4 protein-coding genes are annotated in these 3,360 nt (G+C 68.7%); all 4 read right to left on the bottom strand.

Annotated features, from left to right (window positions below; translation table 11 throughout):
• The coding region (gene mreC / locus Q0C81_RS17605; RefSeq protein ID WP_291841039.1) for a rod shape-determining protein MreC at positions 1–910 on the bottom strand (910 nt) is incomplete at its 3' end.
• Between the two features lie 138 nt (positions 911–1,048).
• The gene (locus Q0C81_RS17600) at positions 1,049–2,089 is read right to left on the bottom strand and encodes a rod shape-determining protein (RefSeq protein ID WP_291841037.1); all 1,041 of its coding nucleotides are present in this window, start codon (positions 2,087–2,089) and stop codon (positions 1,049–1,051) included.
• A 238-nt stretch (positions 2,090–2,327) separates the two neighbouring features.
• On the bottom strand, positions 2,328–2,945 hold the full coding sequence (locus Q0C81_RS17595) for a glutathione S-transferase N-terminal domain-containing protein (RefSeq protein WP_291841035.1): 618 nt from the start codon (positions 2,943–2,945) through the stop codon (positions 2,328–2,330).
• Positions 2,866–3,360 (bottom strand): VTT domain-containing protein (locus Q0C81_RS17590; protein WP_291841033.1); only part of this gene is annotated, 495 nt, incomplete at its 5' end. The genes Q0C81_RS17595 and Q0C81_RS17590, both read right to left, overlap by 80 nt.

The raw sequence follows: 3,360 nt of genomic DNA, 5'->3' as shown, positions 1-3,360 counted from the left end.
GGGCGCCGGTCGCTTCCGGCAGGGTGTCCAGCGCCGCCAGCGGCGGGGCGTTCAGGTCATTGGAGCCGACCAGCTGGCCGAAGTCCTCGAACAGCAGGATCTTCACATAGTCGATGGCCCCGCGGTCGCTGAACAGCTTGACCCGCCACGAGCCGTCGATTCCCTTGGCCGCGACGCCGATCGGCACGCCGCGCGGGAAGCCGCCGCCGTCGCCCGAGGTCAGGATCCGGTCGCCGGCCTGAACCGAGCCCACGCCGCGCACGAACTCCAGGCGCGGATTGCCCGAGCCGTCGCCGGTCAGGATCGCGCGGGCGTCGGTGCGGTCGACCAGGACCGGCGTGCGGCTGGCCACGTCGGTGAGCAGCACCATGCGGCTGACGTTGTCGGACGCCCCGACGATGCGGCCGATGAGGCCGTGCTCGTTGATCACCGGATTGCCGACCTTCACGCCGCGGCCCGAACCGATGTCCAGCAGGCGGGCGTTGGAGAAGGGGCCGCGCGAGTCGGACACGGAGCGGGCCGTGCGCATCGGCACGTCAGGCTCGGGCCGCAGGCCCAGCATGGCCTCGTAGCGGCCGTTGATGTTCTTCAGGGCGATCGCCTGGTCGCGCCACGGCTCCAGTTCGGCCAGTTCGCGCTTCAGGCGGCGGTTCTCGGAGACCGCGAAGAAATAGCCGCCGATGTAGTCGCTGGCCTGGCCGAACCAGCGGACCGGGGCGGCGAAGACGCCGCCGACCGGACCGGCCACGGTCTCCACCCCGGCGCGGGCCGGCTGGTAGGGCGAGGCCTGCGCCCGTCCGTCGCTGACCAGCAGCAGGCCGGCGCAGATCGCCGCGGCCGCGACAGCGACCGCCGCGGTCGCAACCAGCGGCACCTTGATGTTCTCGAACGGTCCGTCGCGAAACGCCACGGCGCGCCTTCCTCAAAAAAGGGAATCAGCGGGACTCCCCCAGCCGATGTGCCGAGCCTATCGCAAAATCCGGGCCAGTTGGGAACCGGCGTAATCCCTGTGATGACAGGGATTTGAGGCATTCTCTGGAACTTGGCCTTAGAGGGCCGAGTCGAGCACGCCCTTCATCCAACGGGGATGCTCCAGAACGCGACCGCAGCCGATGGCCACGCACGACAGCGGATCGTCGGCGACCGAGACCGGCAGGCCCGTGTGGTCGCGGATTTCAGCGTCCAGTCCGCGCAGCAGGGCGCCGCCGCCGGTCAGCATGATGCCCTTGTCGGCGATGTCGGCGGCCAGTTCCGGCGGGGTGGCTTCCAGGGCGACCTTCACGGCCTCCACGATCTGCGACACCGGCTCGGCCAGCGCTTCGGCGGCCTGACGTTCCGAGATGCGGACCTCGCGCGGCACGCCCTGCATCAGGTCGCGGCCCTTCACGTCGATCGACAGGCCTTCGCCGTCGGCCGGGATCCGGGCGGTGCCGATGTCCTTCTTGATGCGCTCGGCGGTGGTCTCGCCGATCAGCAGGTTATGGTTGCGGCGCATGTACGAGATGATGGCCTCGTCCATCTTGTCGCCGCCGACGCGGACCGAACGCGAATAGACGATGCCCGACAGCGACAGCACGGCCACTTCGGTGGTGCCGCCGCCGATGTCGACGACCATCGAGCCGGTCGGCTCGTGGATCGGCAGGCCGGCGCCGATGGCGGCGGCCATCGGCTCGTCGATCAGGCCCACGCGGCGGGCGCCGGCGTTCAGGCAGGAATCGTTGATGGCGCGACGCTCGACGGCCGTGGCGCCCGAGGGCACGCAGACGATGATCTTCGGGTTCACGAAGCCGCGGCGGTTATGAACCTTGCGGATGAAGTGCTTGATCATCTCTTCGGCGACTTCGAAGTCGGCGATGACGCCGTCGCGCATGGGGCGGATCGCCTCCATGTGACCGGGGGTGCGGCCCAGCATCTGCTTGGCCTCGATGCCCACGGCGTGGACGATCTTCCGTCCACCGACATTCCGCAGCGCGACGACCGATGGCTCGTTCAGAACGATGCCCTTGCCCTTCATGTAAATCAGGGTGTTGGCGGTGCCGAGATCGATGGCGATGTCGTTCGAAATCGTGCCGAATACGTGGGAGAACATGGGCCTGGGATACCGTTCGTTCGGGCCTTAAGGGCGTGCGTCTGACTTGATCCGTTTCGGCGACGCCCCGGCTTCGCATATCCCCATACGCGCCGCCTCCTGATCGTCTTCGCCGGACCGACCGAGGGCTCGTTTGCCCGTGTGCGGAGGCGAATACAAGCCCCGTGAACGCTGCATGGTCCCGGAAGGGGGACAGGCCGTTCACGATAGTGTCAGGCAAGGTCGGCGCGCCGTCCGCTCAGGCCGGGTGCAACCCCTCCATATGCAGCACCTTCGCCACCGCCGGACGCGCCTGCACCAGGTTCAGATGGGCGTTCAGCTTGGGGAAACGCTCCTTGTCCAGAAGGTCGTTCAGCCTCAGCCAGCGGGTGAACACCGACAGATAGCCGTCGGCCACCGTATAGGCCTCGCCCATCGCCCACGGCCCCTTCAGCAGATGGTGTTCGACCAGGTCGTAGCGGGCCAGCGCCTTCGCCAGCGCCGCCGCCCTCGCCTCGCCCTCCAGCGGCGGGTGGGCGAACAGCACCGGGCCGATGGCCGGATGAAGGGAGGACGCCAGGAAGCCGTTGAAGGACTGCATCTGGCCGAACTCGAACGGCGAGTCGTTGGCCGCCAGCTTCGCCTCCGGATGGGTCTGGGCGACATAGCCCATGATGACCAGGTTCTCGGTCAGCACGCCCTCGTCCGCGACCAGGGCCGGCGTCACGCCCGCGGGGTTCACGGCCAGATACTCCGGCGTCTTCTGCTCGCCCCTGCGCAGGTCGATCTTCACCAGCTCATAGTCGGCCCCGGCCTCCTCCAGCGCGATATGCGAGGCCATGGCGCAGGCGCCGGGCGAGTAATAGAGCTTCAGCATGGGGGCCTCTCCTGCGGGGATGGACAGCAGGGAAACGCGCGACGCCCGCCGCCTTCTCGCGCCGTTTCACGAACTCGCGCACCGCCAGCATCAGGCCCAGCCAGACCACCGCGACCGCCGCCAGGATCAGCGAGGTCCAGATTCCGTCGCCCGACACCGCCGACACCACCGCCCCGCCGAAGAAGGCGACCAGCACCGTCTTGGGCAGGACGCCGAGCGCGCATCCGGCCAGGAAGCCCCAGAAGTTCGCTCGCGTCGCCCCAAAGGCCATGTTGACCACGATGAAGGGCGCCGAGGGCACGTTGCGGATCATGAAGCTGGCGTAGAAGGCGTTGTCGCCGACGAACCGCTTCAGCCGGTCGGCGGTGCGCCCCCCGAACCGCTCCAGCGCCCGCGCCGTCGGCCCCCGTCCCAG

Source organism: Brevundimonas sp., assembly GCF_023259385.1.
Lineage (GTDB): Bacteria > Pseudomonadota > Alphaproteobacteria > Caulobacterales > Caulobacteraceae > Brevundimonas.
Note: the sequence above shows the minus strand (reverse complement) of the source record. Positions and strands in the feature narration are given on the sequence as shown.

Excerpts from the sequence above, each read along its gene's own strand:
- Q0C81_RS17595 (WP_291841035.1), bottom strand. The coding sequence starts at position 2,945 with ATGCTGAAGCTCTATTACTCGCCCGGCGCCTGCGCCATGGCCTCGCAT.
- Q0C81_RS17600 (WP_291841037.1), bottom strand. The coding sequence starts at position 2,089 with ATGTTCTCCCACGTATTCGGCACGATTTCGAACGACATCGCCATCGAT.